The organism is Porcipelethomonas ammoniilytica (assembly GCF_025567485.1).
Lineage (GTDB): Bacteria > Bacillota > Clostridia > Oscillospirales > Ruminococcaceae > Porcipelethomonas > Porcipelethomonas ammoniilytica.
This window is the reverse complement of record NZ_JAOQKH010000001.1, coordinates 176,570-198,998: the sequence shown is the minus strand read 5'-3', so window position 1 is coordinate 198,998 and position 22,429 is coordinate 176,570. Positions and strand designations below refer to the sequence as shown.

The window sequence follows — 22,429 nt, the reverse complement described above, 5'->3', positions numbered from 1 at the left end:
AAATGGGAAAAGCAACAGGATTTCTTGATTACGACAGAAAAGAAAATTCCGGACAGGAGCCTCTGGAACGTATAAAAACTTACCGTGAATTTCATACGCCGATGGAAATGAATGAACGCAAAAAACAAGCGGCACGATGCATGGACTGCGGCGTTCCATTCTGCCAGTACGGAAAACCAATTGGCGGAATGGTATCAGGATGTCCGCTTAATAATCTTTGTCCGGAATGGAACGATCTGCTTTTTACAGGCGATATGGACGGCGCTGTTAAACGACTTACCCTTACTAACAGTTTTCCGGAATTCACATCAAGGGTCTGCCCGGCTTTGTGTGAAAAAGCCTGTACATGCGGACTTCATGACGATCCGGTTACGGTAAAAGACAATGAATACGCAATTATAGAATACGCTTTTGAACACGGATTGATGAAACCACATATTCCGAATGTTCGTACAGATAAAAAAATTGCGGTTATCGGTTCCGGTCCTGCCGGACTCGCAGCTGCTCAGCGTTTAAATAAGCGTGGGCATACAGTAACGGTATTTGAGCGTGAGGATCGTGCAGGCGGTCTTCTTATGTACGGAATTCCAAACATGAAACTTGAAAAAACGGTTATTGAACGCCGTGTAAAGCTAATGGAAGAAGAAGGAGTTATTTTCCGTACAGGAATAAATGTGGGCAAAGATGTTTCAGCTGAAGAAATTATGAAGTCATTTGACGCAGTAATTCTTTGCTGCGGCGCTTCAAATCCAAGAAATATTCAAGCTCCCGGAAGAGATTCAAACGGTATATATTACGCACTTGATTTTCTGAAAGCAACAACTAAAAGTCTTATTAATTCAAATCTTTCGGACGGTTACTATATTAGTGCTAAATATAAAAATGTTATTGTAATCGGTGGCGGCGATACCGGCAACGATTGCGTCGGTACAGCTATCAGACATGGCTGCAAGTCTGTTATACAACTTGAAATGATGCCTAAGCTTCCGGATAATCGTGCAGACGATAATCCTTGGCCGGAATGGCCTAAAGTCTGCAAAACTGATTACGGTCAGGAAGAAGCAATTGCAGTATTCGGAAGAGACCCCAGAATTTATCAGACAACAGTTAAACGATTTATCCAGGACGGAACAGGTCATGTACGCTCTATTGAAACAATAAAGCTTCAACCGGTAAAAGATAAAGTCACAGGCAGAATTCGTATGGAAGAAATTTCCGGAAGCGAACAGATTCTTCCGGCAGACCTTGTTTTGATTGCAGCAGGATTTTTAGGCTCTGAATCATATGTTACCGATGCATTCGGCGTTAAGCTAGACAACCGTACCAACGTCGCAACAGATTCATTAGATAAATATCAGACAAACGTAGAAAAAATATTTACGGCAGGCGATATGCACAGAGGTCAATCGTTGGTCGTATGGGCAATACGTGAAGGACGGGAAGCTGCAAAAGCAGTGGATAATTATCTTATGGGATACAGTAATCTAAGATAATTTTTAATATTATATAAACACCATGGCGGAATAAATTCCGTTATGGTGTTTTTTGTAATTAAATCAATTGAATTTTTTAATTTTCAAACAAAGTATATTTATTTACAATGAAGGATAAAATAATTTTAACTATTCCATATTTTTTCTAAACGGTATTATGAAAGGATGATTCATTATGAATTTAAATGAAATAATGAAATTAAAATACAATAAATCTGTTTCTGATTGTACAAATAAGGAAATCTATTATGCTTTGCTTGAAACTGTACAGAATATGTCAGAAAAAAAACTTTTTAAAAAAAGTGAAAAGAAAAAACTATACTATATTTCTGCTGAATTTCTTATAGGTAAATTACTGTCAAATAATTTAATCAATCTTGGAATTTACGACGAAGTTAAACAACAGTTAGAATCTAATGGTAAAAATATAATTGATATTGAAGAAATTGAACCGGAGCCGTCGCTTGGAAACGGAGGTTTAGGCAGACTGGCAGCATGCTTTCTGGACTCTATTGCCACACTTGGATTAAACGGTGATGGAATAGGTATTAATTATCATTATGGGTTATTCCGACAGAAATTTGAAAATAATTTACAATCTGAATATCCTAATAACTGGATTGAAGAAAAAAGCTGGCTTACCAAAACCGATATATGTTATACAATTAATTTTAAAGATTTATCAGTTAAATCACGGCTTTATGATATAAATATAACCGGTTATAATAATCGAACAAATAAACTTCATCTTTTTGATATTGAAAGTATTGATGAATCCATTGTAGAAAACGGTATTAATTTTAATAAAAAGGATATAGAAAAAAATCTTACTTTATTTCTTTATCCTGATGACAGTGATGAATCAGGCAGACTTCTGCGTATTTATCAGCAGTATTTTATGGTCAGCAGCGGTGTAAGATTAATACTTGATGAATGCCGACAAAGAGGAAGTAATTTATATGATCTGCCCGATTATGCTGTAATACAGATAAATGATACACATCCTACGATGGTAATACCGGAGCTTATCAGACTTCTGACAGAGTACGGAATAGAAATGAATAAAGCCATAGATATTGTAAGCAGGACCTGTGCATATACCAATCACACTATTCTTGCTGAAGCATTAGAAAAATGGCCGATAGAATATCTGGAAAAGGTCGTGCCTCAGCTTGTACCGATTATTGAAATTCTGGATAATAAAGTAAGAAGAAAATATGAAAACGACAAGGTTTATATAATAGATAAAAACGATAATGTTCACATGGCTCACATAGATATTCATTACACTTTCAGTGTAAACGGAGTAGCTTCTCTTCATACAGACATTTTAAAAGAAAATGAACTTAACCATTTTTATAATATTTATCCCGATAAATTCAATAACAAAACAAACGGCATTACATTCCGCAGATGGCTGCTGCACTGCAATCCAGAGCTTTCTGAATTTATAACATCGCTTATAGGAAACGGTTACAAAAACGACGCATCTGAATTAAATAAACTTAAAGAATTTGCAAATAATGAAAATGTTCTGAATAAACTACTTGAAATCAAACATAACAATAAAAAGAAGCTTAAAAATTATATACTGAAAAATCATAATATTGAAATAAATGAAAATACTATTTTTGATATACAAATAAAAAGACTTCATGAATATAAACGTCAGCAAATGAACGCACTGTATGTTATTCACAAATATCTTGAAATAAAAAAAGGCGTCAAACCTGATACACCGATAACAATTATTTTCGGGGCAAAAGCTGCTCCCGCATATGTTATAGCAAAGGACATTATTCACCTTATTTTATGTCTTCAACAGTTGATAAATAATGATAGTCAGGTTAGTCCTTTTCTTAAAGTTATCATGGTAGAAAATTATAATGTAACAAATGCTGAACATCTGATTCCTGCATGTGATATATCAGAACAAATTTCATTAGCGTCAAAGGAAGCAAGCGGTACTGGAAATATGAAATTTATGCTTAACGGCGCTGTAACACTAGGAACTGAGGACGGAGCAAACGTTGAGATACACCAGCTGGTAGGAGATGAAAATATTTATATTTTCGGTGATTCCAGTGAAACAGTTGTAAATCGTTATAAACAAGGAAATTATAATCCAAAGGATTATTACCTAAAAGATAAAAATATAAAAGAAGCTGTGGATTTTATTACAGGAAAAGAATTGCTTTCAATTGGAATCAAAGAAAATCTTGAACGTCTTAAAAATGAACTTTTAAATAAAGATTGGTTTATGACATTTCCGGATTTTAAAGACTATGTCGAATCCAAAGAACGTGCATTTAAAGATTATAGCAATCGAATTGAATGGGCAAAGAAAATGCTTGTCAATATAAGTAATGCAGGCTACTTTTCATCTGACAGAACAATATCAGAATATAATAATGACATCTGGAAACTAAATAAATAATAGGCTAATAATTATAAAGGAGGATATAATTTGGATAATAAAAACGTTAAATCAGTTTTTGCTCCAATTAACGGCAAGGTTATTTCACTTGACGAAGTACCGGATCCTGTTTTTTCTGACAGAGTTCTTGGTGAAGGCTGTGCCATTATACCTGAAGACGGAAAAATTTACAGTCCTGTAAACGGTAAGATTTCTTCTATTGCAGATACACGCCATGCCTATGGTATTGAATCTGACGACGGACTGGAAATACTCATACATTTCGGTCTTGAAACAGTATCGCTAAAGGGACAGGGATTTACCTCTCATGTTAAAGTTGGGGATAACGTAAAAGTGGGAGATCTAATTGCAGAAGCTGATATAAAATTACTAAAACAGCATAACATCAATCTAATTACACCTGTTTTAATATGCGACGGTATTGAAAATAAAATTATGACAGTAAATGAAGGAATGGTAAAAGCAGGAAAGATTGCTGTCCTAACTGTAGAAGACGCAGAAATTGAAGAACCAGAACAAAACAGCTCTTCAAATGAAAACACAGATATTAAAAGCAAAAAGAAAAAACATTCACTTAACTTTGACTTTCTGCAAAAGCTCGGAAAGGTTCTGATGGTTGTAATTGCAGTAATGCCGGCAGCCGGACTTATGATAAGTCTCGGCAAGCTTATTGCAATGGCAGGCGGAGATATACAGCTTGTTATGACTATCGGAAATATTATGGAGAATATCGGTTGGGCAATAATCAATAATCTTCATATACTTTTTGCCATAGCAATAGGCGGTTCATGGGCGAAGGAAAAAGCCGGAGGAGCATTTGCCGCTGTAATAGCCTTTATTTTAATTAACAGTATTACCGGTGCAATTTTCGGAGTTACAAACGACATGCTAAACGATCCTAACGCAGTAACTCATACACTTTTCGGACAGGAAATAGAAGTAAACGGTTATTTTACGTCCGTTCTGGGCGCTCCTGCACTTAATATGGGCGTTTTTGTCGGTATTATATCAGGATTCGTAGGCGGAATTATTTATAATAAATATTATAATTTCCGTAAACTTCCAGATGCTCTGTCATTTTTTAACGGAAAGAGATTCGTACCTCTTGTAGTAATTTTATGGTCTGTGATTATTTCACTTATATTGGCAGTCGTATGGCCTGTTGTACAGCTGGGTATAAATTCTTTCGGAATGTGGATTGCAAATTCTTCATCGTCCTCCCCTGTTCTGGCGCCGTTTATATACGGTACCCTTGAACGTTTGCTTCTTCCCTTCGGACTTCACCACATGCTTACAATTCCAATGAACTATACTTCTTTCGGCGGAACTTATATGATTCAAACAGGAGCAAATATCGGTTCAGAAGTATTTGGTCAGGATCCTCTATGGCTCGCATGGGTAACAGATCTTATCAATTTTAAAAACCAAGGGGATATGGATTCTTACAATAATCTTCTTGAATCAGTTACTCCGGCACGTTTTAAGGTAGGTCAAATGATCGGCGCTACCGGACTTCTTCTTGGAGTTGCTTTGGCAATGTTCCGCAGAGTAGACAAGGATAAAAGAAAAAAATACCGTTCAATGTTCGTTTCAACAGCCCTTGCAGTATTTCTGACAGGCGTAACTGAACCAATTGAATTTATGTTTATGTTCTGCGCCATTCCTCTTTATATTGTTTATGCGATATTGCAGGGCTGTGCATTTGCGTTAGCAGGAATTTTCGATTTGCGACTTCATTCATTTGGAAATCTTGAATTGATTACCCGTATACCAATGTCGCTGAAAGCAGGACTTGGCGGTGACATAATTAATTTTATTATAGCTGTTATAGTATTCTTTGCAGTGGGATATTTTGTAGCTTACTATATGATAGGAAAATTTAAATTCGCAACTCCGGGACGTCTTGGAAATTACAGTGATAATAATGATGATATGGCAATTTCAATCTCAGATTCTAAAAATACCGGTAAGTCGGACGGTCAGCCGGAACGCATAATAGCATTACTGGGCGGACGGGACAACATTGTTTTTGTTGATTCATGTATGACACGGCTTCGTGTAACTGTTAAGAATCCTGATATAGTTGCAGACGCTGAAGCATGGAAGTCAGAAGGCGCTTTAGGATTGCTTAAAAAGGATACAGGAATACAAGCGGTTTACGGTCCGAAAGCAGATGTATTAAAGTCAGATATCAATGATATTCTTTAATGAACAGAGGTGTTAATAATTAAACTTCTTACGCTTAACACACACAGTCTTATTGAAAACAACTATAAAACAAAGCTTAAAATATTTACTGATGCCATTTTACAGGAAAAACCGGATATTATAGCATTACAGGAAGTCAATCAGACAATAAACTGTACTCCTGTTCCGGAAAATGAACTGACAGGTTTTTATCCCTGTCAGTCATCTGTCCGGATTACTAAAGACAATCATGCATATCATATAATAAAAATTCTTAATGAAAAAAATATTAATTATTACTGGACATGGCTGCCGCTGAAAAATGGTTATGGCAAGTTTGATGAAGGTCTGGCAGTTTTAAGTCTAAAACCTATTTTAAAAACCGATACTTTTTTAATAAGCAATAACGATGATTACGAAAACTGGAAAACCAGAAAAGTTCTTGGTATTCTTACTGATGACAAGAAAGAAGAATGGTTTTACAGCGTTCATATGGGCTGGTGGAATGATAATGAAGATCCTTTTGAACGTCAATGGAAAAAACTCAATGATCATTTATGCAAACTTAAAAACATATGGATCATGGGTGATTTTAACAGTCCGGCAGAAGTCAGAAACGAAGGATATGACTTAATTAACGCTTCCGGTTGGTATGATTGTTATAATCTTGCAAAAGAAAAAGATAATGGATTTACAGTTGAAAAGGTTATTGATGGCTGGAAAGACAAATTAAAAGAAAAAACTAATATAAGAATAGATCATATATGGTGTAGACATAAAATACCAGTAAAAAGCTCTAACGTTATTTTTAACGGTAAAAACAGACCTGTAGTTTCAGACCATTACGGTGTGATTATTTCAATTTAACAGGAGGAAATTTATGAACAGAAGTTCCGGAATATTACTGCATATTTCAAGTTTGCCGTCAAAATACGGTATAGGCTGTTTTTCTGAAGCCGCCTATAATTTTGCAGATTGGCTCAACGAAGCCGGACAGTCTTACTGGCAGATACTTCCCCTTGGTCCCACAAGCTATGGGGATTCTCCTTATCAGTCATTCTCTTCTTTTGCCGGAAATCCTTATTTTATAAATCTTGAAGAATTTATTGATATAGGTTATCTGACTAAGGAAGAATGCAATGAAATTAATTTCGGTGAAAATATTAGCAGTATCGATTATGGTAGTCTTTACAAAAATCGTTATACTCTTTTAAATAAAGCATACAAAAGAAGCGATATCAGCAAGGATTTCAAATTTCAATCCTTTGTTAATCAAAACAGTTATTGGCTTGATGACTATGCATTATTTATGGCAGTAAAAAATAAATTTAACGGTTCTCCGTGGACAGAATGGAATGAAGATATAAAATTGCGGACTCCCGAAGCAATCGAAAAATATAGCTATGAATTAAGCGAAGAAATTGAATTTCAGAAATTTATGCAGTTTCATTTTTATTTACAATGGAACAAACTGAAAACTTATGTTAACAGTAAAGGCATTAAAATTATAGGCGATATTCCAATTTACGTTGCATTTGACAGCGCCGATGCATGGGCAAATCCACAGCTTTTTCAATTTGATGAAAATAATACTCCAATTGCTGTTGCAGGATGTCCTCCGGACGGTTTTTCCGCAACAGGTCAGCTTTGGGGCAATCCATTGTATAAATGGGATTATCATAAAAAAACAGATTATAAATGGTGGATTTCCAGGCTTTCACATTGCTTTAATTTATATGATGTATTACGAATTGATCATTTCAGGGGTTTTGACGAATATTATTCCATACCATACGGCGCTGATAACGCTATAAATGGTCATTGGGAAAAAGGTCCTGGAATGGATATATTTAAAGCAATAAAAAAAGTACTGGGTGAAAAAGATTTTATTGCTGAAGATCTGGGATATATGACAGATTCTGTACGCCAATTGGTAAAGGAAAGCGGTTTTCCGGGCATGAAAGTTCTGGAATTTGCTTTTGATTCAAGGGATACCGGATGCAGAAATGATTATCTTCCTCACAATTACAGTGAAAACTGTATTGCATATACAGGAACTCACGATAATCAAACAATCACCTCATGGTTTGATACAATTTCAGAAGAAGAACAAAACCTAGCAAGGGAATATCTATGTGATTACAATACGCCTACAAGTGAATTATATACATCATTTATCTGCTTGATTATGAGAAGCAACGCAAAATTATGTATTATCCCCATGCAAGACTATCTTGGCTATGATGATTCATGCAGAATGAATGAACCGTCCACTTTGGGCAAAAACTGGAAGTGGAGACTAAAAAATGAAGATCTATCCGATAGTCTTAAACAAACAATATATAGAATAGCAGAACTCTATGGAAGATTAAAATAAAAAAACAGAGTAAAATAAGCGATAAAGGCTTTTTTTACTCTGTTTAATAATAATTTTTAACCCGATTTCCTTTTAATGAGTCTTATATCCGTTCCAACAAATTCCATACTTTCATATACTGTAAACAATCTGGAAAATATTCTTTCACCGTACTTTTCAAGTATTTCTTCATGGTATAAATTAGTACTGATTATAGTTGGAAGTCCTCTGTTTAATCTTGTATTAATTATATTATATATAACTGATACATAAAACGATTTTTCAAATTCAGTTCCAAAATCATCTAATATTAATAGATCAGCCGTTAATAATACACTAAGCGTATCCTTACCGCTAATATCCCTTCCAAAATGCTCTTTTTCTATCTGATTTAAGTAATTCATTGCCGAATCATAAAGAACATTATATCCTTTTTTTAAAACTTCATTGGCTATTGATAATGATAAATGTGTTTTACCTAAGCCCGTTTTACCAAACATTAATATATTACTGCTTGACAAACTAAAATTATCAGCATATTTTTTACAGTAATTATATATTTTACTCATTATATTGCGATATTTCGCAGTGCTCTCCGGATTATTTCCCCGATAATAATTTAAATCAAATGAATCAAAACTGCATAAATTAATTTGTGAATTTTTATTCATTTCGTTTGCTGTTATTTTGGCTATCAGTTTTTGTAAACATTCACATTTTTCATTATTAATAAATCCTGTATCAAAACACTTTTCACATGTATATTTTATTTGCAGATAATCTTCCGGATAACCATGAATAGTAAGAAGATTTTTTATTATTTTTTGAGCCTGTATATTTTTCTCTTTTAAATCTTCCATTTTTTCACTTATATTTTGACCGCTTTTAATAATATTCAGTAAATTCATACTTGTTTTAGCCAATTGATTATTGATTTCACTTATTTCCGGTATTTTTTCATTAATTTCTTCAAAATGCATATTATTTTCAGCACGGGCTATATTTCGTCTGTTCTTTATTTCACTTATAGCTTTATTCAAAATAATTACATCAATCATATTATTCTCCAAAATTATTAGTCAAAGATTTAATTTCATTAATATCAAACGAATAACTTTTTTTCTCTGTTTCAGGATTACTGTTTCTTTTGATATTAGCACTATCTATCTGTGCTTTTGTCAGCAAACCGTTTTCATACCAATTTTCCAATATTTTGTTTATATAAGGAAAATTAAGCTTATCAATTGACTCTATTGTTTTTTCATATGCATATTCTATCAGTTCAATATTATAATTTTTTTCTTTCCATGTATTTATATATTCCTGCTGCTTAGAAGTTGGCTTGCGGTTCATACCGAATATTTTCATAATTTTTCGATTAAATCCGGAATATTCCTCCAATCGCTTAATTTCATCCTGAGCTGTTTCCAGATTATTAATTTCCCGATCGGCCCAATCAGCAGCTATAGTTTCAATGTACCTAATATTTCCCTTTTCAATGGAAATACAATAAGCCGTAAGCATCAGAATAACATCAGTACTAAGACCTAAGTAATCATGAATCCAAATAAAAATACTCTGTTCTGTATGAGTAAGAGGTCTTCCGAATGCCTCTTCAGACATTAAAAATAAACATTTTATTTCCTCGGAATTTTCTATTCTTTCAGCAATGTCGGAAGGATTAATATTATAATTGGGTCTTTTCTGTTTATGTATTTCTGGTTTAGTTTCTTCCTTAACAACACTCTGTTTTTTTTCAAGTTCAATAGCAAAGGCATCGCTTTTTTTTACAAATACATTTGCATTTTCCCAAAACACAAAAGCCTCTTCCACTTGATTTTCTGAAATATTCAATGCGTCAGATATATTTTTGCATGAAAGCGCCTGTTCATTATTTCGGAGCATATAAAGCAGTACTTTTATACTCGCCTCATTGGCAAGCTTTATATAATTATCAACAACAGATATCGGAACGGCAAAAACCGAACCAAAATTACCCGCATTTAAAAAATATTCCATATAAATCTCCTGATTAAATATTACGGGCTTTATTTAATTCTTCTTCAGCGCTTTTTAATATTAATTCGCTTGGATTTTCTCCGCCCATAATTCGTGCAATTTCTTTTATTCTTCCATTAAAATCTAATTCTATTACATTTGTAATAGTTTTATTTTCGACAGTATTTTTTTCAATAAGTAAATGATTATCCGCCATAACTGCCAACTGTGACAAATGAGTAACACAAATTACCTGCCTGTCTTTACTGATTTGTTTCATTTTTATACCAATTTTCTGAGCTGCTTTTCCGCTTACTCCGGTATCAATTTCATCAAATACCATTGTGGCAACAGAATCTCTGTCTGCAATAACGCTTTTAAGTGCAAGCATAATTCTTGACAATTCACCGCCCGACGCTATTTTGGCAATAGGCTTAGGTTTTTCCCCTTTATTGGCAGATATAAGAAACTCTATACTATCCATACCATTTATAGTAAGTTTACCTATATCATGCTTTACCTCAATAACAACATTAGGCATATCAAGAAAACGAAGTTCTTCGGTTACTCTTCTGACAAACAACTCAGATATATTTTTTCTATGTTCAGATATTTTTTTAGCTTTATCAGTAACCTGATGCAGCAGTTTTTTTTTCTCTTCTGTTATTTTTTTCAAATCTTCATCAGAAAATTCCATTTCAGATAATTCTTTTCTTCCTTCATTATACAGCCTTATCAGTCCGGAAAAATCACAACCGTATTTTTTCTGTAAATTATTAAGAGAATTATATTTTGAAACTACATATTCTGCTCTTTCGCTATCTATTTCAAAAGAGTCTGCAATACTGTAAATTTCATCAGATATATCCTGAAGTTCAATTTTCAATGTAGATAATCTTTCAAAAAGCTGTGAAAATTCATTGGAATATTCAGCAATTCCAGATAATTCGTTTTCACATTTTGACAGCATATCAATTGTATTATTTTCATTTTCATCACTAAGTATAGCATTTATTACTTGAAGGGATTTAAAAATTCTGTCAGTATTCTGAATTTGTCTGAATTCATTTTCCAATTCAATATATTCTTCTTCAGTTATATCAACTTCTTTTAAATCATCAATTCTGCTTTTAAGTAATATAATACGATCTCGCTTTTCAACTCTTGATCTTTTAGATTTTTCCAGCTGCTTTGCCAATGACTGAAGTTTTTTAAAATCATTTTTATAATCAGCTATTAATTGTTCTGTATCTCCGAAACTGTCCAGTACATTAATATGTTTTTCCGGTGATAAAAGTATCTGATTATCATGCTGACCGTGTATAGTAATAAGTAATTCGCCAATCTCTCTGAGCATGGCAATTGATGCAGTTCTTGAATTTATACGCGCATTGCTTCCTCCATCAGAATTAATTTCCCTAGTAACAGTTATTTCATCATTATCATAAGATATACCCAGTTCATCAAGCAGCGTCTTTACCTCTTCGCTGAGATCAGAAAATAACGCTGTAATTATTGCTTTCTTGCATCCGGTTCTCACTATATCTTTGGTCACACGCTGACCTAAAACTGCATTAATACCATTTATAAGTATAGATTTTCCGGCGCCGGTTTCACCTGTAAAACAGTTAAAATTATTTGAAAAAGGGATAACTGCTTTTTCAATTACTGCAAGATTTTCAATATAAAGTTCCTTAAGCATTTTTACCCCCAGATAAGTTTTTTAAATGTTTTTACCAAATTATCCGCATCAGATTCAGTTCTCATTAAAACAAAAATCGTATCGTCTCCGGCAATTGTACCGACAATATTTTCATACTTCATAGAATCAAGCGCCGCACATGCAGCCTGTGCCATACCGTTATGGCACTTAATTACAACAGTATTTACAGCATAATCTATATCTGTTACCGTATCAATAAAAATATTTTGTTTTGGAATATCAGCGGCTGGTATTTCATATCTGTAAACACCGTTTTTTCCGGATTTTTTTACAAGCTTCAATTCCTTAATATCTCGTGAAACCGTTGCCTGTGTGACATTAAAACCATACTGTGAAAGCAGACTTTGAAGCATTTCCTGCGTTTCTACATCGTGCATTTTTACAATATCCAGAATTTTACATTGTCTTTTGTTTTTCATAAATGTTATTTCTCTGAAATACTCAGAGCCTCCTTTCACTTTTATTTGATTGGATACATTAATTTTTTATTCAGTGAATTATAAAAAGTGTTTTCTTTCATATCAATAATTTTAATTTTATGCTTTGAACATGAGATCTCAACGCATGAATTTACTGATAATTTAATAGGTTCTCCTCCGTCGACGCTAACAAATATATCAGGATTAGATTCAAGTGTATTTTGAAATTTTATTTTTTTATCAGGTGAAAATATCATCGGTCTGGTAAATAGAGAATGGGGACATATCAATGTCATTTCAATACATTCCATTTCAGGTTCAATAATAGGACCTCCGGCAGAAAGAGAGTAAGCGGTCGATCCCGTAGGAGTACTGAAAACAACACCGTCTGCTCTGTACGACCCGATAATATTACCGTCAGCATAAATATTAAAATCACATATTTTTGAATATGCAGCGGAAACAGACACGTCATTCAATGCTTCCAATTCATAAATACTTCCATTGCTGTCAATACGAACATTTATCATCATTCTTTCACTGACATTATATTTACCGGATTTTATATTTGCAATCTGATCCAGCTGACCGGATTCAAGTGCAGACATAAATCCAAGTCTTCCCGTATTTATCCCCAAAAGTTTGGTATTTGTCTCCACTATATGTTTGGCACATTTTAATATAGTGCCGTCCCCTCCTATAGCCATTGCAAAATCAGCTTCACGTACAAATTCATCAAACAAACCGTATTTTACAAAAGCTTTATCTTCAAACTCATTTATAAAAGTATTATCTACATAAACTTCAATATCACAATCGTTTAGAATGTCACATAAATTTCTTGCGCATTCCAAAGCATTTTTTTTCTGAAAATTAGGAAATATAGCCGCTTTCATGCTTTTCCTCCGGTTTTTAATTTATCAAACGCATTTTTAACCAAATTATGTATATCAATTAAACTGCATGCTGAACCTTTTTTTAAAAACATCAAATATTCAATATTACCTTTACTTCCGGTGACCGGAGAATAATCCAAATCAATTATTTCAAAACCAAGTTTTTCTGAAAAATTTATAATATCATACAATATATTTTCATGAATTTTAAGAGATTTAACAACACCGTTTTTCCCAATATTAGGCTTTCCCGCTTCAAACTGCGGCTTGATCAATACCACCATTTTACCGCTGTTATCAAGTATTTCACATGCTTTGGGAAGTATTAGTTTTAATGAAATAAACGATACGTCAACAGAAATAAAATTAATTTTTTTCCCGATATCCTCAGGTAGTATATTGCGTATGTCTGTTTTTTCCATATTACAGACCCGTTTGTTTTCTTTAAGACTTTCAGCAAGCTGGTCTGAACCAACATCAACGGCATATACATAATCTGCTCCGTTTTTAAGCATACAATCAGTAAAACCTCCTGTTGACGCACCAATATCCATACAAACCATATTATCAAATCTTATATTATGTTTTTTTATTACTTTTTCCAGCTTAAGTCCGCCTCTGCCAACATATGGAAGTACATCACCTGCTATTTCAATAGAAAAGTTTTCATCAACATTAAAGGAAGGTTTCGTACATACAACACCGTCAACCTTAATCAATCCGTTTACAACGGCGTTTTTTGCTTTTTGCCTGCTTGAAAAAAGCTTTCTTGCAGTAAGCTCTGTATCAAGTCTCATTTATATCATTCTCCAGAATATTTTTTATATAAACAACCATAGAATCGCAGTCGAGTCCTATTCTTTCAAGTATACTTTTTATAGTCGCCTGTTTTACAAATCCTTTTACACCTTTTGAATAATAATTACCCGAAAAATTTTTAAGTAACAGTTCATTACCAAAAATCTGCGATATTCCTCCGCTGACGCTGCTTTCCTCAAAAAATATAATTTTTTTATATTTTAATGATTTTTGTATAATGTAATTTTCCAGCGGAAAAATTTTAGTCAATTTTAAAATATCACATTTAACGTTTTCATTGTTTAAAAGTACATAAGCTTTATAAAGCTCATCATAAATTCTTCCATAGGAAACAAGCAATAAATCAGAACAGTGATTTTCAGTAAACGTATAAGAGGTATTAAGATCTGATTTATTAAAGCTTGTACAATCATTACCCTTGGGATAACGCACACAAGCCAGTCCCTGACATTTGTATATCGCTTCATTCAAACACATTTTTAATTCTTCATAACAGGCGGGAGAATATATTTCAGCATTTGGTATAGCAGTCAGTAATGGAATATCATATAATCCCTGATGAGTTTCTCCGTCCTCACCGACTATTCCTGCCCTGTCAATACCTAAAACAATATGATTTTTTCCTATAGTTACATCATGTATAAGCTGATCAATAGCTCTTTGCAGAAAAGAAGAATATACGGCAAATACCGGAATTTTTCCCATTGAAGCCAATCCGGCTGAGAAAGTAACAGCATGCTGTTCAGCAATCCCGACATCAAAAAATCTATCTTTCAGCTGATTAGAAAAATACTGAAGTCCTGTACCGTATTTCATTGCAGCAGTGACTGCACAAATTTTTTGATCTTTTAAAGCCAGCTTCAGTAATTCTCTTCCGAAAACAGTAGAATAACAATCGTCAGACGATACTTCAGGATTGCCTGTCATTATATCAAATTTAGATATTCCATGAAATTCTCCGGGATTTTTTTCAGCCGGTGCATATCCCTTGCCTTTAACGGTATTTACATGAACAACAACCGGTTTGTGATAACTTTTGGCAGTATATAGAACTTCTTCAAGATCCTCCAGATTATGTCCGTCAACCGGTCCCAAATAAATAAATCCCAAGTCCTCAAATATCGTTGTGTTATTGCTTTTGCGGTAAACGGTATTTTTAACTGTATCTTTTGAAGTTTTAAGCACCTTTACAATTGGTTTTCCTACAACAGGAGTATTTGTAAGGACTTTTTCAACTGCTCGTTTAGTCTTAAGATAACCCCGTTTATTTCTTATACTAAGCAGATATTTTGCAAGTGCACCGACATTTTTAGAAATAGACATATCATTATGATTAAGAATAATGATTAAATTAGTATTGGATTTACCCGCATTATTAAGTCCTTCATAAATCAGACCGCCGGTCAAAGCACCGTCGCCTGTTACAGCTACAGCATAGTTTTCACTTCCGTCTATTTTCATAGCCTGCGCTATACCGTAAGCTGCAGATACCGACGTACTGCTGTGACCGCTTATAAAAGCGTCATGCAAAGATTCTTCAGGTTTGGTAAATCCGGAAATACCGTCTTCCTTTCTTATTGTAGAAAATCTGTCAAGACGTCCTGTAAGAAGCTTATGAGTATAAGACTGATGTCCAACATCCCAGACAATTTTATCCTCCGGAGAATTAAACACCCTGTGAATTGCCATGGTCAACTCTACTGCTCCCAGGTTGGAAGCAAGATGTCCTCCGTTCTTGGATACGGTATCAATCAAAATCTGTCTTATTTCACGGCATAATTCCTTGCATTGATTTATGTCAAGCTTTTTTAGATCCTCCGGAAGATCCAGAGCATTTAAAGCCACATTATTTATTTCAGTATTATTATTCATATCCGTAATACAGGGACAATTATACCTATCGCTATTCCCAGAACAGCGCCGCATAATACCTCCAGCGGAGTATGTCCCAATAACTCCTTTAATTCATTTCCTGAAATTTTATTAATAAAGTCCTCATTGAGAACTTTATTATTTTTTAGTTCTTTTCGTATAATGTTCAGCTCCTTTGCCTGAACACCGGCATGATATCTGACATTCATTGCGTCATACATAACAATTACCGACATTATAACCATAACCCCGAAAATAGCCGAATCTGGTCCGTATAATCTGCAAACAACAGTTGCGGCGGCACAAACTGTAGATGAATGAGAACTAGGCATACCTCCTGAACCAAAAATCCGTTCCATATCAAACCTTCTGAATTTAATCAGATTCAGCAGTACCTTGATAAACTGTGCCATAAACCAAGCAACAGCCCCGCCTATCAATACCGGGTTATAAAACACCAGAAATCACACCCTTATAAGATTTGTTAATAATTTCTGTCCAAAAGATATTTCGTCAGTTCTATAAGAAATTCATTATTGTCAAATCTGCCAAGTATTTTCATTGCTTTATCAGTAAGCTTTACCGCTTCTTCCCTCGCATTCTCAATACCGTATAATGTAACAAAGGTTGTCTTATTTTCTTCCGCATCGCTACCTATCGGCTTTCCCAAAGCTGCCTCGTCACCGGTTACGTCAAGAATATCGTCTATTATCTGAAAAGCAAGTCCCAGACAATGTGCGTATTCCTCCGCATTTTTTACCTGCTCGTCTGAAGCTTCAGCAGCAATACAGCCCATTACACATGACGTTTTTATAAGTCTTCCGGTTTTCAACGCATACATCATACGAAGATTTTCTCCATTAACTGTGCTGCGTTGTTCATTTTCCATATCAATAATCTGACCGCCTATCATACCTTCAGCGCCGGAAGAGCAAGCAAGTTCTGCAATAAGCTTTATTTTCATACTGTCGTTTAATTCTGATTCAGCAATAACCTGAAACGGTCTTATTGCAAGGGCGTCGCCTGCCAGAACTGCACAAACTTCACCAAATTTTTTATGGCATGACGGCTTACCTCTTCTGAAATCGTCGTTATCCATACACGGAAGATCATCATGTATAAGCGAAAAGGTATGTATCATTTCAATAGCCGCCGCTGGTGCAGCAGCTTTTCTATAATCGCCTCCACACATATGGCAGAACGCAAGAACCAATACGGGCCTTATTCTTTTACCTCCAGCTTCAAGCGAATAATCCATAGCGTCCGCAACGGAAGATTGTAAGCCTAATTTGTTTTTATAGCTGAATTTTTTTAATGTACTTTCCGTAAAAGAAATATACTCATTAAGAGTCTTTTTCGTATAATCGTTCATAAAATGCTCCAATCCAAAATTAATGCTCTGTTATTTTAAGCTTCGCCGAATCAAGTTCTTTTTTACAATTCTCCGAAATAAGCAGTCCTTTTTCATACATTTCAACAGATTTTTCCAAGGATAAATCGCCTTTTTCAAGACTTGCAACTATTTCTGCCAGTTCCGTTAAATTTTCTTCAAATGACATCAGATATCCTCCTCTGTTATTATCTTCGCCTTGACTGTTCCGTCAGACATTTTTATTTCAATTATATCACCGCATTCAAGCTTTGATATATTACTAATAATATTACTATTCTTATAAATCAATGAATATCCCCGTTTAAGTACTTTTATAGGACTTAAAGCTTCCATTTGGGAAATACGGGAAATATATTTATTTTCATAATCCGAAATTATTTTAATAAAGGCAAAATCCAGACGCTTCTGCAAATCGTCAAATTTACGGATATTATTTTCAATTTTAAATTGAGGTGAAAATCTTATAAGCCGTTCAGTCAGACGTTCAAGAGAAGCTTCAGCATTATTAAGCTTAATTCTGATTAAATTTTTCAATTTCTCATTATAATAATTAAGATTACCGTTAAGCTGTTCTTTAGAAACCGATACTACCTCTGCCGCTGCAGAAGGAGTCGGAGCTCTGAGATCGGCAGCAAGGTCGGCTATTGTAACGTCTGTTTCATGACCAACTGCCGATATTACAGGAACACTGCTGTTATAAACAGCGTACGCTACTTTTTCAGTATTAAACGGCGTCAGATCCTCCAGTGAACCTCCGCCTCTTGCAAGAATTATAACGTCACAATCAAACTTTCCGGCTTGTATGAGTGCCTTACTTATAGAATCTGCCGCACCTTCCCCTTGAACTAACGCCGGAACAAGAACCAGTTCTCCAATAGGATAACGTCTTGAAAGTATATTTATAATATCCTGCAATGCCGCACCGGTTTTAGAAGTAACTACTCCTATCTTTACCGGCATTTGCGGTATCGGTCTTTTTGCAGACTGGTCAAATATCCCTTCTTTCTGAAGCTTAGCCTTGAGTTGTTCAGAAGCCACATAAACTGAACCTATACCATCCGGCACAATATCAGTAACATAAACCTGATATATACCATCCCTTTCAAACACGGAAATATTTCCCATAGCAATAACATTCATTCCGTTTTCTGGCATGAATTTTACATTTACGGCATGACTTTTAAACATTACCGCTTTAATTGAACTTTCTTTATCTTTTAGAGTAAAATAAAAATGTCCCGACCGATGAGCAGTAAAATTTGATATCTCGCCTTTTATCATTACGCCGCTAAGCTTTTTATCATCCTTAAATTTAAAGGATATGTACCTGTTAATCTGTGTTACGGATAAAATCAGCATTTTCTGTATTTCCTTTTATATTTTTCTGAAGCGATAACCGCAGTTCCTACTGCGTTATCACATGAAAATTCCGGTTGTGCAAAATAAGTTTCATTATTTTCAAGCATTTCTTTTATATACATATCAGACATAACTCCGCCGGCATATACAACAGGCATTTCACCAAGCTCTGCAAAAGCAGCGGCTGTCATTTTCTTTATAGTTTTGCCTATAAAAGTAAGGCAATACTTTGCAACATCAGCTTGAGGGACGCCCGATTCAAACATTTTACGGCACTGATTTTCCAGACCTGATAAGCAGCAGTCATTATTTTTCAGTTTAACGTTTATTTTAAAATTTTCATTGCTGTAAGAAGCCAGTTTTTCAAGTTGTTTTCCGCACGGAAAATTCATTCCCATCATAACTCCGATTCTGTCAATAGCCTGTCCTGCTTTTAAATCAAGGGAACTTGAAAACAATTGAGCATTTATGATTTCATTTTCATCCGGAGTGCATAAAAGACAATCTGTTGTTCCTCCGCTTACATGAAAAGCAAGAAATCTTTCATTCATCAGCGGCAATTTACCGCATGAAAACAATGCGGCTGCAATATGACCGATCTGATGAGACGTATAAAAAACGTCTGTTTTCGCTGTATATGAAATAATTTCAGCAGCATTCTTGCCAACAAGAAAACAAGGCATGTATGAACCGTCAAAATTTCTTGGTCTGTCCGAAACTCCGATCGCTTTAAACGTTTCACTATTTTTCAGCAGGCTTTCCAGTACGCTTGAAATTTGTTTAGTATGATGGAACACTGCGTCGCTTTGGCGCAGTCCGCACTCTCCTGACTTTACCGGAAGCAGCATTTTTTCCTGAACCGCTTTATTTTTCTCATCATCGTAAATTGCCGCCGAAGTAGTGTAATTACTGGTATCAATACCCAAAAATTCAGACATTAGCAGGCGTCTCCTGTGAAAGCGATTTAGCAAACGAACTTAAAACGCCGTTTATAAATGCAGTATCTTCTTTATACGAATAGGCTTGAGATAGAAGTACTGCTTCATTGATTGCAGCGTTTACAGGAGTTAAATCATCATATAAAATTTCATAAAATGCTATTCTTAAAATTGCAAGATTTATTTTGGGGATTCTTGTTAAGCTTCTTGTGGTACTGTAATTTGAAATTTTACCATCCAGTTCTTCTGCTTTTTCCAAGACGCTTTCAACCAGTATTTTCACACTGTCATTAACAGTTATTTCCTCTATTTCATCTGCTGTTTCATATAATTCTTGTATAGGATCATCTCGCAGAAGCTTTTCATAAATCAATATAAACGCACAGTTTCTTATTTCTCTTCTTGTCATTTCATACCTCCGTTTTTTATAATCCGTATTTCATAGTAATGAAATTATTTTCACATTAACCTTTGAAACCATTATTCCCGTCATATCCTGAACGCTTGATTTAATACTTTCCTGAACATTTTCCGCACATACCTGTGCCTTATAACCATATTTAATACCGAGCAATACAGTAATTTCAGCTGAACCGTCAGTAATTTTTACAGTTACCGGAGGCTGATTTCCTAATCCGAATGATTTTAAAGAGTTGTATAGAGCTACTCCGTCCGTTTCACTTACAGCATTTACAGCTATTTCAGTAATCACATTTTCCGAAACCTTTAATGTTCCTGAACAATTATTGAAATCGTTATTCATTTCTTTTCCTTTCATTGGTGAATAAATCATTATTCAGCAAGACCGACGGAAAAAAATTATATTTTTTCCGCCAGCTTGCAATTTCTCATATATACATTATACCACAAATTTCAGAATAAACAACTCCTTATTTTCATAATCAAATAATTTAATTATTATTTAACTTCAAAAACCCGTATATTTTCCGCCGGAACAGTAACTTCTCCTAATATAATGTCTTTTATCGCTGCTGCCTGAGCTTTGTCAAGTCCTTGTGTTTTTACCACTACCTTGGCGCTTTTACCGTCAAGATAAACGACGCAGTCTTCCATTCCCTGAGCCTTAATTAAAGACTCTATCTTACCTTCGCTTTCAATCAGTTTTGAAACTTCGACAGCTTCAAGAGCATTTGTTACCATTTCATCCTCAGTAATATCTCCGCCGCCCATTATTGCCTGTAAAGTCTGAACCGCTTCATCACGATTTGTCATTTTTTCAAGTCTAGCCTGTGCAAAAAAATCTTCTGAGGTTTCACCATTAACAAATTCACTTTCACCGTAGTTTTCAGCATCTGCATCAACAGAATCTTCATTTTCAGCCGGTGTACTACTTTCGGCAGTATTCACCGAACTTTCTGAAGCCGAAATGTCTGCGTTGACTGATACTGATTTTTTAACGGGTACTTCTTTATCAGTCAAAGCATAATTAACGTAAACTGCGATACCAAGCATGAGCGTCATGCATGTTAAAATTATTTGTTTTTTACCGATAATAAAAGATGGTTTTTTCATATAAAGCTCTCCTTATTCACTTGATTTAGTCACATATATTTTCTGTGACGATATATTTAACACGGCTGATATGGTGTTGTATACTCTTTCTTTGATAATATTGCTGTCCCCTCCTTCACATATTATTACAACACCGCTGATTTCAGGGCTGACAATTTTTTTCAGCAATGCCTGTTTATCACCGTTTGAACCGATAATAACATACTGTTTTTCTTCAGACGAATCATTTTCACCGGTTTTTATTTTTTCTTCTTCCGCATATATGTACTCCTCTGTTCCTACTACAGTAACCATAACGTCAGCTTTTCCTACTCCATCTATTTTTTCTAAAATTCTTTTCAACTGATTTTCCATATCATGTGCATAATTTTCATAATTTCCGCTAATATTTTCTGATTTTATACTGTTTTCTTTCTGTTTATTATCATTACTGAAAAAAAGTTCTGAAAACATTATCAGAAGTATTCCTGCAAGTCCCATAAAAACAACAATTTTAATATTCCCTCCTTTTTTTAGTTTTGAAATGAATTCATTTATTTTATTCAATCTTTTTCACCTCCACATCCCCGAAATTTTCAATAATGATATTACGGGCTTGTTCAAATTCAGTTCCTTTATAATCAATCCTATTAATATTTATGCTGTTATTTTCATCAATATTAACATCTGAAGAAATTTTATCAAAAGTTACTTCATTTTCTAATAAAATGTCCTCAATATATGCATCTATCTTACTTTCTGTCTCTTCTTTCAAAATATTATCCGCCGCATTTTCAACGTTATTGTAATCTTCAGAATATTCCAAATCCGCAAACGCTGGAATATCAAAAGCAAAATCTCCTTTCAAAGCTGCTGACAGAATTCCCGTTATAAAAACAAGAGAAAAAATCATTTTCAGCTGCTGAGTAAATTTTTCACCGGGTTTTATTGAATCCGCAATTGTTATGATCACGCTTAAAAAACATGCAGATAATATTATTTTTTTCATTAATTCCATTAATTTCAC

The 22,429-nt window shown here is 34.4% G+C and carries 22 protein-coding genes; 5 read left to right on the top strand and 17 right to left on the bottom strand.

Annotation, left to right across the window (positions count from 1 at the left end; genetic code table 11):
• Positions 1-2: 2 nt before the first annotated feature.
• From OCV67_RS00920 to malQ, 5 genes are all read left to right on the top strand, one after another.
• Positions 3-1,493, top strand: a complete 1,491-nt coding sequence (locus tag OCV67_RS00920) for a glutamate synthase subunit beta (RefSeq protein WP_147641973.1) — start codon at positions 3-5, stop codon at positions 1,491-1,493.
• Positions 1,494-1,668: 175 nt separating this feature from the next.
• Positions 1,669-3,930: a glycogen/starch/alpha-glucan phosphorylase gene (locus OCV67_RS00915; protein ID WP_147641972.1), complete on the top strand. Its 2,262-nt coding sequence runs from the start codon at positions 1,669-1,671 to the stop codon at positions 3,928-3,930.
• A 30-nt stretch (positions 3,931-3,960) separates the two neighbouring features.
• A complete protein-coding gene (locus tag OCV67_RS00910; RefSeq protein WP_147641971.1) occupies positions 3,961-6,138 on the top strand; it encodes a PTS transporter subunit IIBC in 2,178 nt (725 codons plus the stop codon).
• A gap of 9 nt (positions 6,139-6,147) precedes the next feature.
• Positions 6,148-6,984 (top strand): endonuclease/exonuclease/phosphatase family protein, encoded by an 837-nt coding sequence (locus OCV67_RS00905; RefSeq protein WP_317235023.1) that lies wholly within the window; start codon positions 6,148-6,150, stop codon positions 6,982-6,984.
• Between the two features lie 13 nt (positions 6,985-6,997).
• The gene (gene malQ, locus OCV67_RS00900; protein WP_147641970.1) at positions 6,998-8,494 is read left to right on the top strand and encodes a 4-alpha-glucanotransferase; all 1,497 of its coding nucleotides are present in this window, start codon (positions 6,998-7,000) and stop codon (positions 8,492-8,494) included.
• A gap of 56 nt (positions 8,495-8,550) precedes the next feature.
• On the opposite strand, the gene OCV67_RS00895 is transcribed toward malQ, so the two are convergent.
• The 17 genes from OCV67_RS00895 to OCV67_RS00815 form a co-directional block, all read right to left on the bottom strand.
• Positions 8,551-9,531 carry an ATP-binding protein gene (locus tag OCV67_RS00895; protein ID WP_262644134.1) on the bottom strand — a complete coding sequence of 327 codons (981 nt, stop codon included), beginning with the start codon at positions 9,529-9,531 and terminating at the stop codon, positions 8,551-8,553.
• A 1-nt stretch (position 9,532) separates the two neighbouring features.
• Positions 9,533-10,492, bottom strand: a complete 960-nt coding sequence (locus OCV67_RS00890; RefSeq protein ID WP_147641969.1) for a DnaD domain protein — start codon at positions 10,490-10,492, stop codon at positions 9,533-9,535.
• Between the two features lie 13 nt (positions 10,493-10,505).
• A complete protein-coding gene (gene recN / locus OCV67_RS00885) occupies positions 10,506-12,173 on the bottom strand; it encodes a DNA repair protein RecN (protein WP_147641968.1) in 1,668 nt (555 codons plus the stop codon).
• A gap of 2 nt (positions 12,174-12,175) precedes the next feature.
• The gene (argR, locus tag OCV67_RS00880; RefSeq protein WP_147641967.1) at positions 12,176-12,613 is read right to left on the bottom strand and encodes an arginine repressor; all 438 of its coding nucleotides are present in this window, start codon (positions 12,611-12,613) and stop codon (positions 12,176-12,178) included.
• 41 nt (positions 12,614-12,654) lie between these two features.
• Complete coding sequence (locus tag OCV67_RS00875) at positions 12,655-13,509, bottom strand: NAD(+)/NADH kinase (RefSeq protein WP_147641966.1); 855 nt, start codon at positions 13,507-13,509, stop codon at positions 12,655-12,657.
• Positions 13,506-14,306 (bottom strand): TlyA family RNA methyltransferase, encoded by an 801-nt coding sequence (locus tag OCV67_RS00870; RefSeq protein ID WP_147641965.1) that lies wholly within the window; start codon positions 14,304-14,306, stop codon positions 13,506-13,508. The genes OCV67_RS00875 and OCV67_RS00870 overlap by 4 nt, the downstream gene beginning before the upstream one ends.
• Positions 14,296-16,254 carry a 1-deoxy-D-xylulose-5-phosphate synthase gene (gene dxs / locus OCV67_RS00865; protein WP_262644132.1) on the bottom strand — a complete coding sequence of 653 codons (1,959 nt, stop codon included), beginning with the start codon at positions 16,252-16,254 and terminating at the stop codon, positions 14,296-14,298. Before dxs ends, OCV67_RS00870 begins: the two co-directional genes overlap by 11 nt.
• Positions 16,197-16,658: a divergent PAP2 family protein gene (locus OCV67_RS00860; protein ID WP_262644130.1), complete on the bottom strand. Its 462-nt coding sequence runs from the start codon at positions 16,656-16,658 to the stop codon at positions 16,197-16,199. Before OCV67_RS00860 ends, dxs begins: the two co-directional genes overlap by 58 nt.
• A 26-nt stretch (positions 16,659-16,684) precedes the next feature.
• On the bottom strand, positions 16,685-17,572 hold the full coding sequence (locus OCV67_RS00855) for a polyprenyl synthetase family protein (RefSeq protein ID WP_147641964.1): 888 nt from the start codon (positions 17,570-17,572) through the stop codon (positions 16,685-16,687).
• A gap of 19 nt (positions 17,573-17,591) precedes the next feature.
• The gene (xseB, locus tag OCV67_RS00850; RefSeq protein WP_147641963.1) at positions 17,592-17,759 is read right to left on the bottom strand and encodes an exodeoxyribonuclease VII small subunit; all 168 of its coding nucleotides are present in this window, start codon (positions 17,757-17,759) and stop codon (positions 17,592-17,594) included.
• Positions 17,759-18,952, bottom strand: coding sequence for an exodeoxyribonuclease VII large subunit (xseA, locus tag OCV67_RS00845; protein ID WP_147641962.1), 1,194 nt, complete (start codon positions 18,950-18,952; stop codon positions 17,759-17,761). The genes xseB and xseA overlap by 1 nt, the downstream gene beginning before the upstream one ends.
• Positions 18,946-19,890 (bottom strand): tRNA (adenosine(37)-N6)-threonylcarbamoyltransferase complex transferase subunit TsaD, encoded by a 945-nt coding sequence (locus OCV67_RS00840; protein ID WP_147641961.1) that lies wholly within the window; start codon positions 19,888-19,890, stop codon positions 18,946-18,948. The genes xseA and OCV67_RS00840 overlap by 7 nt, the downstream gene beginning before the upstream one ends.
• Positions 19,883-20,299, bottom strand: a complete 417-nt coding sequence (nusB, locus tag OCV67_RS00835; RefSeq protein ID WP_147641960.1) for a transcription antitermination factor NusB — start codon at positions 20,297-20,299, stop codon at positions 19,883-19,885. Before nusB ends, OCV67_RS00840 begins: the two co-directional genes overlap by 8 nt.
• A gap of 30 nt (positions 20,300-20,329) precedes the next feature.
• The gene (locus OCV67_RS00830) at positions 20,330-20,668 is read right to left on the bottom strand and encodes an Asp23/Gls24 family envelope stress response protein (protein WP_178084946.1); all 339 of its coding nucleotides are present in this window, start codon (positions 20,666-20,668) and stop codon (positions 20,330-20,332) included.
• Positions 20,669-20,808: 140 nt separating this feature from the next.
• A complete protein-coding gene (locus OCV67_RS00825) occupies positions 20,809-21,423 on the bottom strand; it encodes a SpoIIIAH-like family protein (RefSeq protein WP_147641958.1) in 615 nt (204 codons plus the stop codon).
• Positions 21,424-21,435: 12 nt separating this feature from the next.
• Positions 21,436-21,969, bottom strand: coding sequence for a hypothetical protein (locus OCV67_RS00820; protein ID WP_147641957.1), 534 nt, complete (start codon positions 21,967-21,969; stop codon positions 21,436-21,438).
• Positions 21,962-22,420: a hypothetical protein gene (locus tag OCV67_RS00815; protein ID WP_147641956.1), complete on the bottom strand. Its 459-nt coding sequence runs from the start codon at positions 22,418-22,420 to the stop codon at positions 21,962-21,964. The genes OCV67_RS00820 and OCV67_RS00815 overlap by 8 nt, the downstream gene beginning before the upstream one ends.
• Positions 22,421-22,429 lie beyond the last annotated feature (9 nt).

Coding starts and splice junctions, on each gene's coding strand:
- malQ (WP_147641970.1), top strand. CDS start 6,998: ATGAACAGAAGTTCCGGAATATTACTGCATATTTCAAGTTTGCCGTCA.
- OCV67_RS00870 (WP_147641965.1), bottom strand. CDS start 14,306: ATGAGACTTGATACAGAGCTTACTGCAAGAAAGCTTTTTTCAAGCAGG.
- OCV67_RS00830 (WP_178084946.1), bottom strand. CDS start 20,668: ATGAAAGGAAAAGAAATGAATAACGATTTCAATAATTGTTCAGGAACA.
- OCV67_RS00920 (WP_147641973.1), top strand. CDS start 3: ATGGGAAAAGCAACAGGATTTCTTGATTACGACAGAAAAGAAAATTCC.
- OCV67_RS00890 (WP_147641969.1), bottom strand. CDS start 10,492: ATGGAATATTTTTTAAATGCGGGTAATTTTGGTTCGGTTTTTGCCGTT.
- nusB (WP_147641960.1), bottom strand. CDS start 20,299: ATGACAAGAAGAGAAATAAGAAACTGTGCGTTTATATTGATTTATGAA.
- OCV67_RS00825 (WP_147641958.1), bottom strand. CDS start 21,423: ATGAAAAAACCATCTTTTATTATCGGTAAAAAACAAATAATTTTAACA.
- xseB (WP_147641963.1), bottom strand. CDS start 17,759: ATGTCATTTGAAGAAAATTTAACGGAACTGGCAGAAATAGTTGCAAGT.
- OCV67_RS00855 (WP_147641964.1), bottom strand. CDS start 17,572: ATGAACGATTATACGAAAAAGACTCTTAATGAGTATATTTCTTTTACG.
- OCV67_RS00840 (WP_147641961.1), bottom strand. CDS start 19,890: ATGTCTGAATTTTTGGGTATTGATACCAGTAATTACACTACTTCGGCG.
- OCV67_RS00815 (WP_147641956.1), bottom strand. CDS start 22,420: ATGGAATTAATGAAAAAAATAATATTATCTGCATGTTTTTTAAGCGTG.
- xseA (WP_147641962.1), bottom strand. CDS start 18,952: ATGCTGATTTTATCCGTAACACAGATTAACAGGTACATATCCTTTAAA.
- OCV67_RS00915 (WP_147641972.1), top strand. CDS start 1,669: ATGAATTTAAATGAAATAATGAAATTAAAATACAATAAATCTGTTTCT.
- OCV67_RS00895 (WP_262644134.1), bottom strand. CDS start 9,531: ATGATTGATGTAATTATTTTGAATAAAGCTATAAGTGAAATAAAGAAC.
- dxs (WP_262644132.1), bottom strand. CDS start 16,254: ATGCGGCGCTGTTCTGGGAATAGCGATAGGTATAATTGTCCCTGTATT.
- recN (WP_147641968.1), bottom strand. CDS start 12,173: ATGCTTAAGGAACTTTATATTGAAAATCTTGCAGTAATTGAAAAAGCA.
- argR (WP_147641967.1), bottom strand. CDS start 12,613: ATGAAAAACAAAAGACAATGTAAAATTCTGGATATTGTAAAAATGCAC.
- OCV67_RS00875 (WP_147641966.1), bottom strand. CDS start 13,509: ATGAAAGCGGCTATATTTCCTAATTTTCAGAAAAAAAATGCTTTGGAA.